Source organism: Micromonospora sp. NPDC052213 (assembly GCF_040679695.1).
Classification (GTDB): domain Bacteria; phylum Actinomycetota; class Actinomycetes; order Mycobacteriales; family Micromonosporaceae; genus Micromonospora.
Map to the genome: position 1 here is coordinate 33,574 of NZ_JBFAVI010000033.1, position 17,963 is coordinate 51,536.

At 72.7% G+C, this 17,963-nt stretch carries 20 protein-coding genes and 3 pseudogenes; 12 read left to right on the plus strand and 11 right to left on the minus strand.

Annotation, left to right across the window (positions count from 1 at the left end; translation table 11 throughout):
• The first annotated feature begins 143 nt into the window (after positions 1-143).
• The 6 genes from AB0L34_RS11385 (at position 144) to AB0L34_RS11410 (ending at position 6,119) form a co-directional block, all read left to right on the plus strand.
• Positions 144-506, plus strand: a complete 363-nt coding sequence (locus AB0L34_RS11385) for a DUF2752 domain-containing protein (RefSeq protein WP_363704006.1) — start codon at positions 144-146, stop codon at positions 504-506.
• Between the two features lie 62 nt (positions 507-568).
• Positions 569-928: a BlaI/MecI/CopY family transcriptional regulator gene (locus AB0L34_RS11390; protein ID WP_363704036.1), complete on the plus strand. Its 360-nt coding sequence runs from the start codon at positions 569-571 to the stop codon at positions 926-928.
• Positions 925-1,845: a M56 family metallopeptidase gene (locus AB0L34_RS11395; RefSeq protein WP_363704008.1), complete on the plus strand. Its 921-nt coding sequence runs from the start codon at positions 925-927 to the stop codon at positions 1,843-1,845. Before AB0L34_RS11390 ends, AB0L34_RS11395 begins: the two co-directional genes overlap by 4 nt.
• Positions 1,846-2,689: 844 nt before the next feature.
• Complete coding sequence (locus tag AB0L34_RS11400; RefSeq protein WP_363704010.1) at positions 2,690-3,832, plus strand: PLP-dependent cysteine synthase family protein; 1,143 nt, start codon at positions 2,690-2,692, stop codon at positions 3,830-3,832.
• A complete protein-coding gene (locus tag AB0L34_RS11405) occupies positions 3,829-5,139 on the plus strand; it encodes an MFS transporter (protein WP_363704012.1) in 1,311 nt (436 codons plus the stop codon). The genes AB0L34_RS11400 and AB0L34_RS11405 overlap by 4 nt, the downstream gene beginning before the upstream one ends.
• Complete coding sequence (locus tag AB0L34_RS11410; protein WP_363704014.1) at positions 5,136-6,119, plus strand: threo-3-hydroxy-L-aspartate ammonia-lyase; 984 nt, start codon at positions 5,136-5,138, stop codon at positions 6,117-6,119. The genes AB0L34_RS11405 and AB0L34_RS11410 overlap by 4 nt, the downstream gene beginning before the upstream one ends.
• A 174-nt stretch (positions 6,120-6,293) precedes the next feature.
• On the opposite strand, the gene AB0L34_RS11415 is transcribed toward AB0L34_RS11410, so the two are convergent.
• A complete protein-coding gene (locus AB0L34_RS11415; protein ID WP_363704016.1) occupies positions 6,294-6,599 on the minus strand; it encodes a glutaredoxin family protein in 306 nt (101 codons plus the stop codon).
• 82 nt (positions 6,600-6,681) lie between these two features.
• Positions 6,682-6,963 (minus strand): heavy metal-associated domain-containing protein, encoded by a 282-nt coding sequence (locus AB0L34_RS11420; protein ID WP_363704018.1) that lies wholly within the window; start codon positions 6,961-6,963, stop codon positions 6,682-6,684.
• 302 nt (positions 6,964-7,265) lie between these two features.
• Between AB0L34_RS11420 and AB0L34_RS11425 the strand changes: the two genes are divergently transcribed.
• Positions 7,266-8,699, plus strand: a complete 1,434-nt coding sequence (locus AB0L34_RS11425) for an MFS transporter (RefSeq protein WP_363704020.1) — start codon at positions 7,266-7,268, stop codon at positions 8,697-8,699.
• A 1-nt stretch (position 8,700) separates the two neighbouring features.
• Here AB0L34_RS11425 and AB0L34_RS11430 read toward each other — a convergent pair whose 3' ends face one another.
• Entirely contained in the window at positions 8,701-9,213 is a 513-nt protein-coding gene (locus AB0L34_RS11430) for a DUF6597 domain-containing transcriptional factor (protein WP_363704022.1), read from the minus strand.
• Positions 9,214-9,251: 38 nt separating this feature from the next.
• On the opposite strand from AB0L34_RS11430, the gene AB0L34_RS11435 reads away from it, so the two are divergent.
• On the plus strand, positions 9,252-10,106 hold the full coding sequence (locus AB0L34_RS11435) for an arginase family protein (RefSeq protein ID WP_363704024.1): 855 nt from the start codon (positions 9,252-9,254) through the stop codon (positions 10,104-10,106).
• Positions 10,107-10,157: 51 nt separating this feature from the next.
• Here the strand turns inward: AB0L34_RS11435 and AB0L34_RS11440 are convergent.
• From AB0L34_RS11440 to AB0L34_RS11450, 3 genes and pseudogenes are all read right to left on the minus strand, one after another.
• Positions 10,158-10,646 (minus strand): annotated as a pseudogene (locus tag AB0L34_RS11440) (histidine kinase dimerization/phospho-acceptor domain-containing protein); the annotation flags it as partial.
• Between the two features lie 35 nt (positions 10,647-10,681).
• Positions 10,682-10,864, minus strand: a pseudogene (locus tag AB0L34_RS11445) (helix-turn-helix domain-containing protein); the annotation flags it as partial.
• A 146-nt stretch (positions 10,865-11,010) separates the two neighbouring features.
• Complete coding sequence (locus tag AB0L34_RS11450; RefSeq protein WP_363704026.1) at positions 11,011-11,244, minus strand: hypothetical protein; 234 nt, start codon at positions 11,242-11,244, stop codon at positions 11,011-11,013.
• Positions 11,245-11,419: 175 nt separating this feature from the next.
• Between AB0L34_RS11450 and AB0L34_RS11455 the strand changes: the two genes are divergently transcribed.
• The 3 genes from AB0L34_RS11455 (at position 11,420) to AB0L34_RS11465 (ending at position 14,211) form a co-directional block, all read left to right on the plus strand.
• Positions 11,420-12,367, plus strand: coding sequence for a serine/threonine-protein kinase (locus tag AB0L34_RS11455; protein WP_357463811.1), 948 nt, complete (start codon positions 11,420-11,422; stop codon positions 12,365-12,367).
• A 181-nt stretch (positions 12,368-12,548) separates the two neighbouring features.
• The gene (locus AB0L34_RS11460) at positions 12,549-12,977 is read left to right on the plus strand and encodes an OsmC family protein (RefSeq protein ID WP_091106530.1); all 429 of its coding nucleotides are present in this window, start codon (positions 12,549-12,551) and stop codon (positions 12,975-12,977) included.
• 391 nt (positions 12,978-13,368) lie between these two features.
• Positions 13,369-14,211 (plus strand): hypothetical protein, encoded by an 843-nt coding sequence (locus AB0L34_RS11465; protein ID WP_363704028.1) that lies wholly within the window; start codon positions 13,369-13,371, stop codon positions 14,209-14,211.
• Positions 14,212-14,225: 14 nt separating this feature from the next.
• On the opposite strand, the gene AB0L34_RS11470 is transcribed toward AB0L34_RS11465, so the two are convergent.
• The 5 genes and pseudogenes from AB0L34_RS11470 to AB0L34_RS11490 form a co-directional block, all read right to left on the minus strand.
• Positions 14,226-14,774: an ATPase gene (locus AB0L34_RS11470; RefSeq protein WP_363704030.1), complete on the minus strand. Its 549-nt coding sequence runs from the start codon at positions 14,772-14,774 to the stop codon at positions 14,226-14,228.
• A 188-nt stretch (positions 14,775-14,962) separates the two neighbouring features.
• The gene (locus tag AB0L34_RS11475; protein ID WP_350712209.1) at positions 14,963-15,409 is read right to left on the minus strand and encodes a response regulator; all 447 of its coding nucleotides are present in this window, start codon (positions 15,407-15,409) and stop codon (positions 14,963-14,965) included.
• 70 nt (positions 15,410-15,479) lie between these two features.
• Positions 15,480-15,827, minus strand: a complete 348-nt coding sequence (locus AB0L34_RS11480; protein ID WP_363704032.1) for an STAS domain-containing protein — start codon at positions 15,825-15,827, stop codon at positions 15,480-15,482.
• 326 nt (positions 15,828-16,153) lie between these two features.
• Positions 16,154-16,351, minus strand: a pseudogene (locus AB0L34_RS11485) (SpoIIE family protein phosphatase); the annotation flags it as partial.
• A 73-nt stretch (positions 16,352-16,424) separates the two neighbouring features.
• A complete protein-coding gene (locus AB0L34_RS11490) occupies positions 16,425-16,739 on the minus strand; it encodes a hypothetical protein (protein WP_350712205.1) in 315 nt (104 codons plus the stop codon).
• Between the two features lie 210 nt (positions 16,740-16,949).
• Here AB0L34_RS11490 and AB0L34_RS11495 point away from each other — a divergent pair, with 210 nt between their 5' ends.
• Complete coding sequence (locus AB0L34_RS11495; RefSeq protein WP_357463827.1) at positions 16,950-17,939, plus strand: DUF2267 domain-containing protein; 990 nt, start codon at positions 16,950-16,952, stop codon at positions 17,937-17,939.
• Positions 17,940-17,963 lie beyond the last annotated feature (24 nt).

The following is a 17,963-nucleotide window of genomic DNA, read 5'->3' on the forward strand; positions in this document are numbered from 1 at the left end:
ACATGACGCGACGGCGAGTGTGCGCCCAGCGTTGGCGCAGCGAGGAGGTTGTCGTGCGTCAGGTCATGGCGGCGCCTAACCGGGCGTTGCGACGCGCGGTATCGGTTGCCGGGGTTGCGGTACTGGCCGCAGCGGTGGGATTCGTGCTGCGATTCGATCCCACCGACCGGGTCGCCGACCCGACCGGCCCCTGCCTGTGGCACGCCCTCACCGGCATCAACGGGCCGGGCTGCGGCGGCACCCGCATGTTCTACTACCTGCTGCACGGCGACCTCGTCGAGGCCGCTCGCCACCACCTGGCCGCGCTGATCGCGGTGCCATTCGTGGCGTACCTCGGTGTGCGATTCCTCGCCTCGGCCTGGCTCGGCCGCGAGCTACCCGCGCTGCGCCTGCCCGCCTGGGCCTACGGGGCGTACGTCGCCGGCTTCCTGCTCTACAGCACGGTGCTGCGTAACCTGCCGTGGGCGCCGTTCTCCTGGTTCGACATCCCCAACCTGACGCCGTAACACGGAGGTACGGCGCTGCCAGGTCGGCGTAGGCTGACCTGGATGTGGGAGGCGGTGTGCCGTTGAACGGCCTGGGTGAGCTGGAAGCCGCGGTCATGGACGTGCTGTGGCGAGCGGGCGAGCCGCTGCGGGTGCGTGAGGTGCTCGACAGGCTGACCGGACGCACCCTGGCCTACACCACCGTCATGACTGTGCTGGACAACCTGCACCGCAAGCAGTGGGTGCTGCGCGACAAGAGCGGCAAGGCCTACCACTATCGGCCCGCCGGGAGCCGGGAGGAACTCGTGGCTCGAACCTTGCGGCGCATGCTGGAGACGAGTCTTCAACCCGACGTGGTGCTTCTGCACTTCGCCCGTTCGGCCTCTGACCGGGAGTTGGCGGTGTTGCGGCAGGTGCTCGACGAGCGGTCGGATCGCCGGTGAGCCCGGGTATCGCCCTCGTCGTCGGTGCGTTCGTCGTGGCCTGGCTGGCCCCGGCTCTGCTGGAGCGCGCCGTGGGCGGGGTTCGTGATCCGGTCGCCGTGTTGCTCGCCTGGTGGGGCAGTCTGGCCGCAGTGCTGCTGACCTTCACCGCCGGGGTGGTGCTGCTGCTCGCGCCCGCCGACAGTGTCGAGGGCTGGGCAGAGTCTCTCGCGCACCACTGTTGGCTTGCGGTGCGTCACGGCCGGCTGCCGGCGCAGGACGAGGTCCTCGGCGTGGCCGGGATGGTGGCGGTCGCCGCGCTGGCCGCGCGATGCGTGGTCGTTGCTGTCCGGCAGTGGCGTTCGCACCGCAGGTCCCGACAAGCACACCAGGACCTGGTGACCCTGGTCGGCGAAACCCTTACACCGGAGCGTGAACCGGTGCTGCGGGTTCCGCATCGCGCGCCACTGGCCTACAGCGTTGGTGGCGGTCGGGGCCTGCTCGTCGTCAGCGCCGGCGTCCTGGGCCTGCCCGCGGCGCAACGCGCGGCGGTGCTGTGTCACGAGCGGGCCCACCTGCGTGGCCGCCACCATCTGATCGTCGCCTTCGCCGAGGTCCTGGCGGCGGCCGCGCCGTGGGTGCCGCTGACCCGCCGCGCCCCGCGTGCCATGCGCCTTCTGGTCGAGTTGTCCGCCGACGCGGCCGCCGTGCGGGCCTGCGGCGCGCCCGCGGTCCGCGCGGCGCTGATCGCCTTCAACGCTGCTCCACACCCCGCGCACGCCCTGCCGATGGCCGGAGCGGACGTGCCGACGCGGCTGCACCGCCTGCAGGCCGGGGAACCCGGCTCCCGAACGTCGACCCGTGTCGCACTTCCGCTGGCCGCGGTGCTCGCACCGGCACTGGTCGGCGTCGCCACCACCGTCCTCTTCTGCGCCTGAGATTCCTGCGAAAAGCGCCGACGCCGAGGGGTGCCACCCCGTGCGCCGTGACGACCGCCCGTCAGCCCATGTTCACCGATCGTCTCGCCGCCTCTCAGGGCAGGTCCTGGCGATGCTCGGACGCCGCGGTTGGACTGTGTGGCCCACGTCAACCCGCGGCGCTCAGTGTAGTGAAAAGCTCTCCATCTGTAGTTTTCACTGCTCAGCGGCTAGGCTGGCGTCGGTGAATGTGGGCTATCGCCCAGGTTCCGACTGTTATGCCTAGTGGGAGGACCTGTGGTGCGACGTCACTGGCTGCGCCCGGCGTCGCAGGCTCCCCTGGCCAGCCTCCTGGTCCTCCTGGCTGTGGCAGGGCTGGTCATGCTCGCCGGCTGGTGCGCACCCTCCGCCTCGGCCCATTCCATGCCACCCGGCCAGCACGACCATCCGGTCGACGGCGCCTCGCCCGGCACGGATGACGCCGACTCGTCGCTCCCGAGCACTCCAACTCGCTCCGAGAGGTGCCCGCATCTGGCGACAGCGGCAATGGTCATGCCCTACAGGTCCGTCACCGAGACAATCGGTTCCCCTGCCCTGCCCGCCCACAGACACATGGACGGCGTCCCTTCATCCGTCCACCGATGGCCGTGCCACCTCACGCATTCGTTGCTGCCGCTCACGACGGCAGGAGCATCTTCGTCGGTCCTTCGCATATAGCGGCGCCGGCAGCGCGGACACCCATCCCACAGGGTCCGCGCTTCCTGACGGTGACCGTAGGCGTAGACGAGACGACGAAAGGCATGTTGTGGCGAAGTACCTTGACGCCTCCCACGGCGTCGCAGATCAACCTGTCCCCAGTGCGGCGATGGCCGCAGCGACCCCCGAGCACCTGGTGGGAAACACCCCGGTTCTATGGATTCCCGACCTGACCGGGCAGAAGGAGACGGGCTTCTGGGCCAAATTGGAGGGCCACAATCCCGGCGGAATCAAGGACAGGCCAGGCCTTTACCTACTTGGTCAGGCACGAGGGAGAGGAGACCTGGCTCCGGGAGCACCAGTTGTCGAGTCCACCTCGGGGACCCTCGGACTTGGACTGGCCTTGGCGGGGATGCTCTACGGGCATCCCGTCACGTTGGTCACCGACGCGGGGATGGAACCCCACATGCGGCACCTGTTGGCCGCCTACGGTGCCAAGGTCGACGTCGTCGACAGGCCGCACCCGCAGGGCGGCTGGCAGCAGGCGCGCCGGGACAGGGTCGCCCAGCTGCTCGCGGAACGCCCGGGTGCCTGGTGCCCCGACCAGTACCACAACCCCGACAACGTGCGGGCCTACGAGGGACTGGCCCGGGAACTCGCGACGCAGCTCAAACACGTCGACGTGTTGGTGTGCAGCGTCGGCACCGGCGGCCACAGCGCCGGTGTCTCCCGAGTGCTGCGGGAGACGAACCCGGACCTGCGACTGGTCGGGGTCGACACCGTCGGGTCGACGATCTTCGGTCAACCCGACCGGCCACGCCTGATGCGAGGGCTGGGGAGCAGCATCTACCCCCGCAACGTCGACTACGGGGCCTTCGCGGAAGTGCACTGGGTCTCGCCGGCCGAAGCAGTATGGGCATGTCGGCGTCTGGCTGCCGCCCGCTACCTCACCGGCGGTTGGAGCGTGGGCGCCGTCGCGGTTGTCGCTTCCTGGGTCGCCCGCACCCACCCTCCGTCCACCCGGGTCGCGGCCATCTTTCCCGACGGGGCGGCCCGATACGTCGACACCATCTTCAACGACGACTACTGCCGCCGCCACCGTCTGCTAGATCGGCCACCGGCCCCGCAACCCGAGCACCTCGGCCACCCGCAGGAGCGCGAGGTTACCCGCTGGACCCGGTGCGTCACCGTCATCGATCCCGCAGCGCGCGGTGGTGCCGATGTCGAAACGGCGCCGCCGCCCGGCGCAGGGGACGGCAGAGCCGGCAGCGGCCTTGGGGCGCGCTGGGACGCCAGGAGGAGACCGTGGTGAAGGGCACCTGGCATCAGGTCGGCTCGTTCGACCGGCCCCTCCAACTGTTGATGGTCAATCAGTTCGGCATCAACCTCGGCTTTTACATGCTGATGCCGTACCTGGCCAACCATCTCGCTTCGGGTCTGGGCATGGCCGCCTGGACCGTGGGCCTGATCCTGGGGGTGCGCACACTCAGCCAACAGGGCATGTTCTTCGTCGGCGGCATGCTCGCCGACCGGCTCGGCTACAAACCGATGATCGTCCTCGGCTGTGCCCTGCGGACCATGGGATTCGCGCTGCTCGGTCTTGGCTCCGACCTGCGTATGCTGCTGATCGCGTCGGTGGCCACCGGGCTCGCCGGCGCGCTGTTCAATCCAGCGGTGCGGGCGTACGTCGCGGCGGAGGCCGGGGAACGCCGCGTCGAGGCGTTTGCCGCATTCAACGTCTTCTACCAAGCTGGCATCCTCATCGGGCCGGTCGTCGGGCTTGCCCTGATCAGCCAGGACTTCCGGCTCGTCTGTATGACCGCGGCGATGATCTTCCTGGTGCTCACCGTGGTACAAGTCCGTGCCCTGCCGGCGCGGTCCGCGCCCACGGTCGACGGGCGGCCACACGGTGTCGGTGGGGTACGAGCCGACTGGCGGCAGGTCGTCGGCAACCGCTCGTTCCTTCTGTTCTCCCTGGCCATGATCGGTTCCTACGTGCTGTCGTCGCAGATCTACCTCGCCCTTCCGTTGCAGGCGGCGAAGGTGCTGGGGGAGAGCGGTGACATTGGCAGCAGTGTCCTGTTCGCCCTTTCCGCCGTGGTGGCGGTCATGGGGCAGGTCCGGACCACCGGTTGGGCACGGCATCGCTGGGAATCCGGCAGGGCCGTCGCCGCCGGCCTGGCCCTGATGGCAGCGGCGTTCCTGCCGCTGGCGGCGACCGCCGGGCTGACCGCCCGCCAGAGTTCCCTGGGCGCGGCCACCGTGGCGATTCTTCCGACCCTGGCCGCCACGGTGCTGCTCACCCTGGGCGCCGTGGTGGCGTACCCGTTCGAGATGGACACCATCGTGGCGCTTGCCCAGGACCGGCTTGTCGCGACCCACTACGGCCTGTACAACACTTTCGCCGGCATCGGGATCACCGCCGGGAACCTCGCTACCGGCGCTGTCTGGGGGCTCGCTGAGCGTTGGGAGCTTCCCGCGCTGCCCTGGCTGGCGCTCTCCGCGACGGGGGCAGCCTGCGCCGGTGCTGTCGCTCTGCTGGCTCGCTCCGGTCGACTCGAGCCCGCCTCCGCGCCGCTCCCCGCCACAGCCGTCCCGCAAGGAGCCACCTCACGATGACGAATCGCCTCACTGTCACCGCTGACGACGTGCATGCCGCGGCCAAACGGCTCTTCGGCGTCGCCCACCGCACACCCGTCCTCACTTCGCGCACCTTGAACCAGCGAACGGGCACCACGGTGTTCGTCAAGTGTGAGAGCTTCCAACGCGTCGGTGCCTTCAAATTCCGGGGCGCCTACAACGCCGTCGCCCGGTTGAACGACGACGCCCGCCGCCGTGGCGTCATCGCTTTCTCCTCAGGTAACCACGCGCAGGCGGTCGCGCTGGCCGCGCATGTGCTCGGCTCCCACGCCGTCGTTGTCATGCCGCGTGACGCGCCGGCGTCCAAGGTGACTGCCACCGCCCACTACGGCGCCGAGGTGGTCACGTTCGACCGCTACACCGACGACCGGTTCGAAATTACCGACCGGCTCGCTGCCGAGCGCGGGTTGACCGTGATCCCACCGTACGACCATCCGGACGTGGTCGCCGGCGCGGGCACGACGGCGGTGGAGCTCTGGGACGACGTCGACGGTTTGGATGCGCTGGTCGTCCCGCTCGGCGGTGGCGGGCAGCTGGCCGGCTGTGCCACCGTCCTTCGGACGATCGCACCCACCACGTACATCGTCGGGGTGGAGACCGAGGCCGGGGACAAGAACCGGCGATCTCTGCGGGCCGGTCAACCGGTCCGCATACCGGTGCCCCGCACCATCGCGGACGGTGTGACCGGGGAGCGGACCGGCGACGTCACGTTTCCCATCATTCAGCGGCTCGTGGACGACGTCGTCGTGGTCACCGACGAGGAAATTCTGACCGCGATGAAATTCCTGTTCGATCGGATGAAGCTCGTCGTTGAGCCGAGCGGCGCCCTTGCCGTAGCCGCGATGTTGGCCGGTCGGGTCCGAATGCTGCACCGCCGGGTCGGGTTGGTCGTCTCCGGCGGCAACATCAGCACCGACCTGTTCGGGCAGCTCATCAGTGCAGGGGGTTCCAGCGACTGAAGGACGGTCCGGGTGGCAGCCGCACGGGTGCCGCCCGGACGGTCCGGCAGTACGTTCCGGAACGCCGGACCGCCGCCACGCGGCCCCAGATCTCCCGCTCCATCGGCTCGCGGCGAGATACCTCGGCCTCGCCATGTTCTTCTCGCTCCAGCGGCGGTGATGGCCGGTAGGCCGTCATCGGTCACCGGTGCTGGATTCTGCTTCTCGCTGGTCGAGGTGAGTCCGCAGGTCCTCATCCGTGGGCTCGACCAGGAAGGTGCCGTCCGGCCACAGCAGCGTGGGGACGCGTCGACGTCCGTGCTGCAGCCGCCGGACGAGCCTGGTGGCGGCTCGGTCCCGGTCGAGGTCCACGTAGTGGTAGGTGACGCCGGCGGCGTCGAGCACAGCCCGACTGCGCCGCACGTCGGGGCACCAGCCGGTGCCGTAGACCACGAGCCCAGGGCTGGCGGGGTAGTGGTCGGGATGATCTGCACCAGTCATGTCGACTCCTGTGACCGTGTTGATGCGGCAGGGGCGCGGCCGGTCGTGCCCGTGTCTGGGACGGACACGACCGGCCAGGTGGTCAGCCGACAAGCTGATAGCCCGCCTGTTCGACCGCGGTGCGTACGTCGGCGGTCTCCAGGGCGGCGTCGCTGGTGACGGTGACCAGGCCGTCGGTCACATCGACCTCGACACCCGTGACGCCAGCGACGGTGCTGAGGTGCTTGCGCACGGAGTTGGCGCAGCCCCCGCAGGTCATGCCGGACACGGTGTAGGTGGTCCGGACGCCGTCCTGGGCGGCGGTGGCTGGCGGGGCGGTGTCAACGGCAGTGGCGCAGCCGCAACCGGATTCGCTGTTGCACATGGACATCTCCTCTGGTGGGTGTGGGTAGGCAAGGCAGATCAGGACCAAACGGAGCCTTCTGGTCACCCGGAGTCCTCCCACGGCCCGGCGGAGCTGCGTGTGGTCCCGTCCTCTGTCTGGGTGCCGGTGTCCCGTCACGATCCGCCTCTCTTGATACGCGGACGCTACCCCAGGGGGGTATATGCCGCAAGGGTTTCGCGTATTCAGGCGTCGTTGATGCGGAACACTTGACGTCTAATACCCCTAGGGGGTAGACATTCCCCACTTACCGATACCCCCTAGGGGCATAAGGAGTGGTTGTGATGTCACCCAGGACCAAGCGATGGTGGGCGCTCGGCCTCATCGCGCTCGCCCAGTTCATGGTCATCATGGACACCTCGATCATCGGCGTCGCTCTACCTCGGATGCAGACGGACCTCGGCTTCTCGCCAGAGAACCTGTCCTGGGTGTTCAACGCCTACGTCGTCGCCTTCGGCGGCCTGCTGCTGCTCGGCGGCCGGTTGTCCGACCTGTTCGGCGCCCGCCGCATGTTCACCGCCGGCTGGCTGATCCTCCTGGCCGGGTCGGCCGCCGCCGGCCTGGCCGACAGCGTCGCCGTCGAGCTGGCCGCCCGCGCCGTCCAAGGTGCCGGCGCCGCCCTGATCGCGCCCTCGGCGCTGACCCTGCTGATGATGCTCTTCGGCGCCGAGCCGCGGGAGCTCACCAGAGCCCTTGCTCTCTACGGAGCCGCGGCACCCGCAGGCGGCACCGCCGGCGTCTTCCTCGGCGGCGTCATCACCGAGTACGTCAGCTGGCCCTGGGTCTTCTACATCAACATCCCGATCGCGCTGGTCGCCGTCCTCGTCACCCCGGCGCTGATGCCGGCCGGCGGCGCCCGCCGAGGCTCCCTCGACGTCGCCGGAGCGCTCACCGTGACCCTCGGTCTCGGGGCCGCCGTCTACGCCATCGTGCGCGCCCCCGAGGTCGGCTGGTCCTCCGGGCAGACCTGGTTGGTCCTGGCCGGCGCCGTCGCCGCCCTGGTGGCGTTCCTCGCCATCCAGGCCGCCCGCCGGGAGCCGCTGATGCGCCTGTCCATCTTCCGTGCCTCGAACCTCGCCGCCGCGAACATCGCCCAACTGCTGCTCGGCGCGGCCTGGATCCCGATGTGGTTCTACCTCAACCTGTACCTGCAGCAGGTCCTCGGCTACAGCGCCTTCCCCAGCGGCGCCGCGCTGCTGCCCATGACCGTCCTCATCATGGTCGGGATGATCGCCCTCGCACCGCGGGCCATCAACCGATTCGGCCCCAAGCCCATGGTCGTGACCGGCCTCGCGGTCCTCGCCGCCGGCCTCGGATGGCTCGCTCTGATCCGCCCCGACGGCACCTTCGTCGCCGACGTCCTGCCCGCCTCGCTCGTCGCGGCGCTGGGCATGTCGCTCGCCTTCATCCCGTCTCTCGGCACCGCGATCTCCAGCGCCCGCCCCGAGGAAGGTGGGCTGGCATCCGGCATCGTCAACACCAGCTACCAGGTCGGCTCCGCCCTCGGCCTGGCCGCCATGACCGCCGTCGCCGCGTCCTACGGCGCCGACCAACTCGGCGACCTGCCGGCCCTGACCGACGGTTACTCCGCCGCCTTCATCGGCGCCGGGATCCTCGCCGCCGCAGGTGCTGTCATCGCGGCGATCACCCTGCGCAGCTCCGCACCCCACCCGGAGCAGGCCACCGACGCCCCGGCCACCCAGGATCAGCTGACCTGACTTACCTCACCACATTCACCTCGACCACCAACAGTGTGTTAAGGAGACCGTCATGGACAACGCCAGCGTGACCGTCCTCGGCACCGGCGGCCAGCGCGGCGGCGACCCGGACACCGAGCGGGTCCGGGCCCCCGGCCGCCCGCAGCCGCGCCGCGGCGATCTCCGTCAGCACGGCGGCCGGGGCGGCCTCGGCCCGCTCGGCCAGTCGGTCGACGTCGCGGTCGCCCCACAGGTCGGCCAGCGGGACCCGTCGGTCGCGCAGCTCGACGGCGGGCACGCCGAGCACCGCCGGGCCGACGCCGGGCGGCAGCCGCAGCCCCACCCAGCGCCGCGCCGGCCCGCCGCCGCTCAGGTGCGCGGTGCGGTCGGGCCCGGCCACCAGAAGGCCACCACGGCTCGTCCAGAGCAGGTCGACGCAGCCGTCGGGGAGCACCCGGGTCGGCGCGGCACCCGCCCTCGTCGTGCTGGTCCAGAGCACCGCGCCGGCAAACCCGGCGGGACGTTCCCGGTACATGCCGCCCAGCCTGCCACGACCGGACTAGCCTTCCGGGTGTGCGATGGTCGGTGCTGGACGCTCCGCTCGACTCCTCCGGCCGCGGCCGGGGCGAGCGACGGGCACCCACGGCGCTGCGGTCGGCGGGGCTGCTGGGCCGGCTGGGCGCGGCCGACGCCGGGGCGGTCGACGCCCGGATCACCGATCCCGTCCGCGACCCGGAGACCGGCGTGATTGGCGTCGAACACCTGCGGCGGGCCACCCGGGCGATCGCCGCCCGGGTGACGGAGCTGCTCGACGCGGGGCACAGCCCTCTCGTGCTCGGGGGCGACTGCGCGATCCTGCCGGGCACGCTGCAGGGGCTGCCGGCCGGCTTCGACCTGTGGTTCCTCGACGCCCACCTCGACTTCGAGGACGGGCGCACCTCGCCCACCGGCGAGGCGGCGGACATGGACCTGTCGATCGTCACCGACCACGGCCCGGCCGGCGTCCTCGACCGGGAGGGGCCGCTGGTCGACCCCGACCAGGTGCACGTGCTCGGCCACCGCCCGCCGGACCCGGACGTGGCGGAGGGCATGGAAGCCGTCCGGGTCGACCCCGCCGTGCATTTGGTGCCGGCCGACCGGCTGCGCGGGCCCGACGCGGCGGCGGTGGGCCGGAACCTGGCCACCGGCACCACGCCGGCCTGGCTGCACCTCGACCTCGACGTGCTCGACCCGGTCGTGCTGCCGGCGGTCAGCTACCCCGAGCCGGGCGGCCTGGACTGGGCCGACCTCGCGGCGCTGGTCGCGCCGCTGGTGCGCTCGGGCCGGCTGATCGGGATGAGCGTCACGGACTTCAACGCCGACGAGGACCCCGACGGGCGGCACGCGGAGCGGATCGCGGCCGTCCTCGCCGACCTGCTGGCCGACTGACCGGGGACCGACGCTACGTCCCGGTCGCGACGCGCGGCAGGCGGACGGGCCGACCGCGAGCGGGCGGCCCGAATCCAGCCGGGCCAGCAGCAGCAGGTCGTCGACGAGGCTGGTCATCCGGACGCTCTCCGACTCGACCCGGCGCAGCGCGTGGGCCACGTCGGGCGGCACGCCCTCCCGGCCACGCCGGGCGAGTTCGGCGTACCCGCGGATGGCGGCCAGCGGGGTGCGCAGCTCGTGGCTGGCGTCGGCGACGAACTGGCGTACCCGGGTCTCGCTGGCCTGGCGGGCGGCGAGGGCGGCGGCGACGTGCCCGAGCATCCGGTTCAGCGCCGCGCCCACCTGGCCGACCTCCGTACGCGGGTCGGTGCCGGCGGGCGGGACGCGCACCGACAGCGCCACCTCGCCCCGGTCCAGGGGCAGCTCGCTGACCCGGCCGGCGGTGGCGGCCACCCGGCGCAGCGGGCGCAGGGTGGCCCGCACGATCAGGGCGCCGGTGCCGCCGGTGAGCAGCAGCCCGACGGCGGCCACGCCGGCCTGCGGCGGGCCGGAGGCGGAGCCGGGCAGCGGGCCGCTCAGTCCGCCGGGCGGAGGACATAACCCGCGCCGCGCAGCGTGTGGATCATCGGCTTCCGGCCGGCGTCGATCTTCTTACGCAGGTACGAGATGTAGAGCTCGACCACGTTGGCCTGGCCGCCGAAGTCGTAGTTCCAGACCCGGTCGAGGATCTGCCCCTTGCTCAGCACGCGGCGCGGGTTGGCCCGCTCCGGCCTGCCCCTCGGTCATCATGGTCCCATCGTGGACCGGCCGGCTGTGCCCGCCTTGTGCACCACCTGTGCGCCCGCTGTGCGCGGCCGGTGCCGGCGCGGTTACCGCCGGTCAGCCGCCGCGCGGGTGGGGCGGGTCATTCCGTCATGCCCACGGGATAGGTGTGCACGAATCGCATCGTCCACGTGCCGCCGCCGGCGGCGTGCTCGCGCTCGTAGAGGTGGTCCGGCCCGCCGCCGCCGGCCATCCCCGCCCCGTCGGGGTGGCGCAGGACCCAGCGCGCCGGCGGGGACCCGTCGGGCCCGGCGGGAAGCGCCCGGACCAGGTCGTGGGCCGGCCCGCCGACGAAGCGTACGGTCACCTCGCCCATCCGCGCACCTCCGGTCCGGGGCCGACAGCGGCCTCGGCTCGCAAGCTACCGCAGCGCGGCCTGCCCCCGCCCGGAACCGGCTGCGGTTTGCCCTGATCGGAGGCCGGGTAACGGCAGCGAAGGCGACACGGCGGACGCCCGGGGACGGGCGGTGGCGGCAGACGAGGAGCGGTCGATGAGGACGCTGGGCGGGCGGTACCGGCTCGAACAGCGCATCGGCATCGGCGGCATGTCCGAGGTCTGGCGGGCCCACGACGCGGTGCTCGACCGGCCGGTGGCGGTGAAGGTGATGTCCCCCGGGCAGGAGGAACCGGACACCTCGGTGGAGCGGATCCGCGCCGAGGCGCGCTCCGCGGCCCGGCTGGTGCACCCGAACGTGGCCAGCGTGCACGACTTCGGCACCTGCGCGACGCTGCCCGGCGGCCAGGTGCCCTACATCGTCATGGAGCTGGCCGAGGGCGAGACGCTCGCGGCGCACCTGCGGGCCGGGCCGCTGGACTGGCGCATCGCCGTGCGGGTCTGCGCCGAGATCAGCGCCGCCCTGGCCGCGGCCCACGCGCACGGCATCGTGCACCGCGACGTCAAGCCGGCCAACGTCATCCTGACCCCGTCCGGCGTCAAGGTGCTCGACTTCGGCATCGCCACCCCCTCGGGCACCCCGGACCGGTCGCCCGAGGGGATCGTGGTGGGCACGCCGGCGTACCTCGCGCCCGAGCAGTTGGAGCGGGCGCCCGCCACCCCGGCCGCCGACATGTACGCCCTCGGCGTGCTGCTCTACTACTGCCTCACCGGGCGGCTGCCGTACCAGGCGGGCACGACGACGCAGCTGTTCGGCGTGCGGCGGCGGCAACCCCCGCAGCCGCTGCCCGAGATCGACGGGCTGCCCCCGGAGGTGGCCGACCTGTGCGCACGCTGCCTGGCCGACGACCCGGCCGACCGGCCGACCAGCCTGGTGGCCGCGCTGGTGCTGGCCGAGGCGGTGGACGCCCGGGTGTACGTGCCGATGCGGCAGCCGGTGGCGCCCGGGCAGCGCGGCGGCCAGGTGTCCCCGTGGACGGAACGCGCGGCGGCCGAGGTGACCGAGGCGGCGGCCGTCCCCGACCGGTCCACCCACGCCGGCTGAGCCGTCCGGGCACGGCCGCCTGCCACGCCGGCCGGGCCGTCCGGGGCGCCGCCACCTTCGCACCGGGCCGATCCGTCCCGCCGGCGCCGGCCGCCGTCACCCCCGCAGTCCCGGCCACCACCTGCGGTTTCACGGCTCGGGGGCCGGGTAGCCGGGCGGGTGAGTGAACGGGAGGAACGCGATGCCGGAATCGAGCTCCTGGCTGAACGAGACGGCCACCGCGACCGCCGAGGGCGGCCACGTACGCACCGACGACGGGGGGCTCTCCACGGCCCTCGCGTCCCCGCTGGCGCCGCACTGCTCGGGCCTGACCCCGGAGCAGCTGCTCGCCGCCGCCTTCGCGTCCTGCCTGCACCACGCGGCGGTGGAGGCAGCCGGTGAGATCACCGACGAGGCGCACACCGTGCAGGTGCGGGCGGAGGCGAAGCTCGGGCGCGACGACGACGGCCGGTACCGGGCCGACGTGCACGCCTCCATCTCGTCGGCCGGGCTCACCCGCCAGCAACTGGCCGAGCTCGTCGAGCACGCCGACCGGCTGTGGCCGTTCTCCAGCGGCGACGCCAGCCGGCACCGGCTCACCGTCACGCCCGCCGAGAACGGCCGGCACTGACCTCACCGTCGCCGGGCGAGCCAGACCACGGGACAACCGGCGCGTCATGAGCCCCGGCGGCACGCGCCGGGCGCGCGGCGACCGAGGCCGCCCCTGGCCTGTCCCGGCCGACGCACGGGTCACCCTCGCAGTCGACCGGCGGTGGCCCGAACGGATGACTGCCGCATCGGTCCTTCTACGGAGGGCGAGCCGACGCCGCGGCCTGTGCACCAAGATCGACTATTCTCCCCTTTCCTACGCCTTTTTCGGGCATAAACGAAAGACCCGACAAGCGAGCAATACGCGCTTGGTAACTGGCCGGGCGTAATGGAGAAGCGGATCACCGCAAATTGTGGCGCATGCCACCAACCAGGCCGATGGCAACTCGCGCTCCTCTTTCTAGCCTCGGCGGGTGAGTCCCGACGACCCCCTCGACCAGAAGCTGACCCAGGATCGACCGGCCACCGCTGCGGCCGATCCCGCCTCAACCGAACGGACGATCGGCCGTCATCGCGCCCCGGAGCGGCAGCGCCGCGGCGGCCGGGCCCTGCTCGCCTCGACCCCCGTCCGGGTGGCCCTCGCCACCGGCGTGACCTGCTGCCTCGGCGCCGCCGCGTTCGCCGGCACCCGCGGCGACACCGACACCCCTCGGGAGCCCGTGGCCGAGGCGGTGGCCGAGCGGGCCGCCACCGACGAGCGCGCCTCCCGCGCCCTGGACCGGGCCGCCTCCCCCGCCCCCGCGGTCAGCGCCAGCCCGACGCCCAAGCCGACCCCCTCGGCCACCCGCAAGGCCCCGGCCAAACCGGCCAAACCGGCCCGCCCCCGCCCCGTCGCCGGGCTGACCCAGGCCCAGATGGACAACGCCAAGATCATCGTCGACGTGGGCGAGGACCTGAAGATGCCCCGCCGGGCCCTGGTGGTCGCCGTGGCCACCGCCATGCAGGAGAGCAACCTCTACAACCTGGCCAGCGACGTGCTCCCGGAGTCCCGGCAGTACCCGCACCAGGGCAGCGGCTCCGACCACGACTCGGTCGGCCTGTTCCAGCAGCGCCCGAGCAGCGGCTGGGGCACGGTGCGGGAGCTGATGCGCCCCACGTACGCCGCCCGGGCGTTCTACGAGGCGCTGCGCGAGATCCCGGGCTGGCAGGAGATGAGCGTGGCCGGCGCGGCCCAGGCCGTGCAGGTGTCCGCCTTCCCCGACGCGTACGCCCGGCACGAGGGGCGGGCCACGACGATCGTCGCCGCGCTGACCTGACGCGGCGCGCGGGGTCAGCGGATCCCGGCGCGGCCGCCCGGCGGCTCGCTGGACGCGTCGGCGCCACCACGAGCGGCGATCCGCGTCGCCGGCACGCCGCCGCCGGTCAGCCCGGCCGCGGCGGTCGGGGTGTCGGCCGGCACCGGCTCGCCCGCGAGCCCGCCGAGGATCTGGTCCGCCCGGGCCTCGCGCCGCCGCCGGGCGTACAGCGCCGCCTCGAAGTCCCGGCGGGCCTGCACCGCCTCGGCGTAGACCCGCTCGCGGACCTGCCGGGCCTCCTCGCGGGCCGCGTCGAGCTCGAAGCGCGCCTGGGCCAGGATGTCGGCCGCCTCCCGCTCGGCGCTCCCGACCCCGTACCGGCCCACCCCCCGGTCGCCGAGGTCCAACCGCTGGAGCAGGCCGCACAGCGCCGACGCCTCGTCACGGATCTCGTCCCACTCCCGACCGCCCCCGGCGGCGCCCTCGGCCCGGGCCGCGAGCCGGGTCAACCGGATGCCGAGCTGGTCGAGGCAGGAATCGACCTGCCGCTGGTCGTAACCGGTCTCAACGACGGAGAACCTCATACTGTCGCCCCCCAGGCAGCTGGTAATTCTTCCCCACCTGGATCCTCGGCGCTGGCGGCGACCGCCGAGGGGGTTCCGGAAAAATGTTCAGCATGCGAGCGCCGACGCGGGTCGGGCGCCTCGCGGGGTGTCGGTGGGCGGCCCGGCGTGGACAATGCGGCGGGCGCGCCCGGGCGGGCGGTGCGGCGTCAGGTGCGCTTCGGCAGCACGACCACCCGGCCGAAGAACTCGTCGATGCGGCGCACCACGTCGTTGAAGTCGTCCAGGTCGATCGGCTTGGTCACGTAGGCGTTGGCCTGGAGCGTGTAGCTGCCCACGATGTCCGTGTCGGCGTTGGAGGTGGTCAGCACCACGATCGGGATCGTACGCAGGTCCTCGTCGCCCTTGACCGCGCCGAGCACCTGCCGCCCGTCCATCCGCGGCATGTTCAGGTCGAGCAGGATGACGTCGGGGCGCCGGGCCTCGGTGTGCCGCCCCTCCTGGCGCAGGAACTCCATCGCCTCCTGGCCGTCGCCGACGACGTCGATGACCTTGTCGACGTCGGAGTCCGCGAGGGCCTCCTCGATCATCAGCACGTCGCCCGGGTCGTCGTCCACCACCAGGATGCGAACGGGACCCGGCCTGTCTGCGCGCATCGCTACCTGCTTCGTGTCAGTGGTACGGAAGACCGTGCGGTCCTCGATGCTGGCGGGGAAATGTAGCCCATCAACCGGCGGCCTGCGCGGTCGGGTCGGCCTTGTCGGGTTCATATCTCAGCACGTCGGCCAGCCCGGTCACCTGGAGCACCCGGTCGACCCGGCCGCTGGCGCCGGTCACCCGCAGCCAGCCGCCGTCGGCGGCGACACGATTGTCGCCCCGGACGAAGGCGGCGATCCCGGTCGAGTCGCAGAAGACCAGCTCGGTCAGGTCGACCAGCAGGCGCCGCTCACCGCCGTCGACCAGCCGGTCGATCGCGGCGTTCAGCTCGGGTGCGGTGCTCAGGTCGAGTTCGCCGGCCAGGCGCAGGCAGGTCCCGCCGCCCTGGCGATCGGCGTACGTGACGGTGAACGTCACCGTGGTCCCCCTCGCTCCACCGCAGGCGGATGCTTGCAGTGCGGCAAGTATAAGCAGGGGGCCGGCCGGGGCCGCAGCGCGCTCAGCGCGACCCTGCGCCGCCCCGCGCGGCCACGGACGAGCGGGCCGCCTCGAGGAACCGCGCGGCGCGGCGGAAGTCGTGCAGGACCCGCCCGTAGTGTTCCAGAGCCGACCCCAGTGCGGGGGGCCGGCACGCCGCGACTGGTGAGGATGTCCACCAGCCAGTCGACGAACTCGGCGAACAGCGAGCCGTCGTCGACGTAGAGCGCGGCGGCCAGGAAGTCCACGATGTACCCGAGGTCGTCCCCCAGCACCATCGTGGCGAACCGCCCCTGGCCCTGTGCCTGGCTGGTCTCCAGCAACGCGTCGTTGAGCAGCCTCAGCAGCCGCCCGGGCTGCGACTCCACCCGGTGCAGCGCCTGCAGACACTGGCGCAGCTCGCCGGTGAAGACGGCCGCCTCGACGCCCTTGCCGGAGACGTCGCCGAGGAGGAAGACCGAACCGCGTCCGGCGTCCGCACGGCGCGGGGTTGGCCCCCCGACCCTGGGACCAGGGGTCGGGGGGCCGGAGTGAGGCTCAGGTCGCGGTGACCGGCTGGAGCCGGGGCCCGGTCGACCGCCGCTGCCGGGCCCCTGGCGGCTCGGCGTCCTCGGGTGGTCCGGAATCAGGAGTCTGGAAGAGATAGCGGACGAACTCCCCACCCGCCTCGTTGTCGTCCGCACCGGGCCACTGCCCGATGCAGTCCACTCCGACGACCTCACGGCCCGAGCCGTCGGCCTCCTCCAGCAGTGCCCACAGGCTCACCGGGTAGCAGCGGGTGTCCTCGGGCGAGAGACGCCAGCGGGCGTACCAGCCGGGTCGGGCGGGGACGATCTCGACGATCCTCTTCATCACGACCTGTCCTTCCGCGTCCGATCGGAAGTGCTCCGGTCCGCTGCGATCGTCGGGCCCCGCCGGGTGATCGCCCCTCACCCCCGCCGGATGAAGCTCCCGCCCCTGCCGGGGTCACCGGCCCGGGCCGCCGACGTCCGTTTCGGTGGCGGCGACGGCGGGAAGGCGACCGGCGGAAGCGAGGCACACCAGCGGAAGCGAGGTGTCACCATGCGCAAGCAGATGGAGGGCGACAACCAGCGCCGCCGCACGCTGGCCCGCCAGGCCCGCGAGCGCGGCATGCAGGCCAGCGAGACGGGGGCCAGCCTGAGCGCCTCCAAGCAGCTCACCCACCTGGACCGGGGCAAGCGCGCCGGGCCGCCGCCGGCCGGCAGGCGGCACAAGCCCGACACCACCCGCGGCGGGCCGGCTCCGCCGCCGGCCGGCGTCCCCGAGTCGCCCCGGCCCACCCCGGATCCGGGCCTCGCCGCGCCGGGCGTGACCCCGATGGGGTACCGCGCGCTGGTCGACGACGTCGTCCGCCGCACCGGGGCCGACTTCCGGACCGCCAAGGTGGGGGTCGAGTCGACGGTGCTGGTGCTGGCCTGGGCCCTGGACGAGGCGGAACGGCGGCGGCTGCTCGCGGCGGTGCCGACGAAGTTGCACGACGTGGTCCCCGTGGACGGCATCAGGCGGCGCCAGGACCTGCCGGGCTTCCTGGCCGAGGTGGGCCGGATCAGTGGGCGCACCCCGGAGCAGGCCCGCTACCAGGCCGAGGCGACCGTGGCGGCGCTTGCCGACCACGACGGCGACCTGGTCGAGTCGCTGCACGTGCCCGACGGCCTGCGCGAGCTGCTGCAACCGCCGCCGGTCGGCGGCGGGGTGGTGGGCGCGACCACCGCCACGCCCCCGCTGAGCGACGCGGACCTGCGGGAGGCGCTCGCCGGGCTGCCGTACTGGTCCGGCGACGGCAACGCGCTGTCGCGCACGATCCAGCTGCCGGCCGACAACCTCGACCGGGTGCTGGACCTGATCGACCAGCTGCGGCAGGAGACCGGGCGCGGGCCGCGGATCGGCCGCCCCGACGCGACCACCGCCGTGGTGACCGTACGGTCCCGGCGGGCCGGCGCGGTGACCGTGGTGACCGCGATGGACGTGGACCTCGCCCACGCCGTGGACGACGCGATCGAGGAGGCGGGCGCCGGGATGGCCACCGGCTGACCCGGCGCGGGCCGGCGGGCGACC

Bases quoted from the DNA above. Each gene is read 5' to 3' on its own strand.
- AB0L34_RS11420 (WP_363704018.1), bottom strand. From the start codon at position 6,963: ATGTGCAACAGCGAATCCGGTTGCGGCTGCGCCACTGCCGTTGACACC.
- AB0L34_RS11450 (WP_363704026.1), bottom strand. From the start codon at position 11,244: ATGGGCGAGGTGACCGTACGCTTCGTCGGCGGGCCGGCCCACGACCTG.
- AB0L34_RS11425 (WP_363704020.1), top strand. From the start codon at position 7,266: ATGTCACCCAGGACCAAGCGATGGTGGGCGCTCGGCCTCATCGCGCTC.
- AB0L34_RS11455 (WP_357463811.1), top strand. From the start codon at position 11,420: ATGAGGACGCTGGGCGGGCGGTACCGGCTCGAACAGCGCATCGGCATC.
- AB0L34_RS11475 (WP_350712209.1), bottom strand. From the start codon at position 15,409: ATGCGCGCAGACAGGCCGGGTCCCGTTCGCATCCTGGTGGTGGACGAC.
- AB0L34_RS11470 (WP_363704030.1), bottom strand. From the start codon at position 14,774: ATGAGGTTCTCCGTCGTTGAGACCGGTTACGACCAGCGGCAGGTCGAT.
- AB0L34_RS11415 (WP_363704016.1), bottom strand. From the start codon at position 6,599: ATGACTGGTGCAGATCATCCCGACCACTACCCCGCCAGCCCTGGGCTC.
- AB0L34_RS11495 (WP_357463827.1), top strand. From the start codon at position 16,950: ATGCGCAAGCAGATGGAGGGCGACAACCAGCGCCGCCGCACGCTGGCC.
- AB0L34_RS11490 (WP_350712205.1), bottom strand. From the start codon at position 16,739: ATGAAGAGGATCGTCGAGATCGTCCCCGCCCGACCCGGCTGGTACGCC.
- AB0L34_RS11460 (WP_091106530.1), top strand. From the start codon at position 12,549: ATGCCGGAATCGAGCTCCTGGCTGAACGAGACGGCCACCGCGACCGCC.
- AB0L34_RS11430 (WP_363704022.1), bottom strand. From the start codon at position 9,213: ATGTACCGGGAACGTCCCGCCGGGTTTGCCGGCGCGGTGCTCTGGACC.
- AB0L34_RS11400 (WP_363704010.1), top strand. From the start codon at position 2,690: ATGGCCGCAGCGACCCCCGAGCACCTGGTGGGAAACACCCCGGTTCTA.
- AB0L34_RS11410 (WP_363704014.1), top strand. From the start codon at position 5,136: ATGACGAATCGCCTCACTGTCACCGCTGACGACGTGCATGCCGCGGCC.